The 438-nt window shown below is 39.0% G+C and carries 1 pseudogene; it reads right to left on the bottom strand.

The window, feature by feature from the left end:
* Positions 1–397 (bottom strand): annotated as a pseudogene (locus AAEZ03_RS25985) (glycosyltransferase family protein); the annotation flags it as partial.
* Positions 398–438 lie beyond the last annotated feature (41 nt).

Consider the following 438-nt stretch of genomic DNA (forward strand, 5'->3'; position numbering starts at 1 on the left):
TCTCCATAGTCATCCAATCCGCTTTAAACTTTCCAGCATATATAGCCTGTAGAGGTCGCTCTGTTAATAAAGGTAAATTAATTGGGATATCTGGTATAACAGGCGTATATAAATTGAACTTATCATCTGTGAGGCTAGGTACTAAAGCTTGCCATAAATCTATAAAACCTTCAGTTTGGCATAGTAGTTTTTGGCAACCCTGACCGATACTTTGCATAATATGACGCTGTTCATTATCGTAATCTGCTAAGCTTTGTGGTATATCTGTCAAATACATCCAACACTTAGCAAGTACTTCAGGGTGGTCTAGTAATTGAGTAGCAATTTCTAGACCTCTAACGACAATAACATCATAAGTGTTGGTATGATTAAGGGCTACGGCAAGCTCAGTCATCATAGGTAGGGACAGTCGTTTGTAGCTCTTGCCCTGCCAATATG

The sequence above is a fragment of the Pseudomonas sp. HY2-MNA-CIBAN-0224 genome (assembly GCF_040310285.1).
In the GTDB taxonomy this organism is placed as follows: domain Bacteria; phylum Pseudomonadota; class Gammaproteobacteria; order Pseudomonadales; family Pseudomonadaceae; genus Aquipseudomonas; species Aquipseudomonas helleri.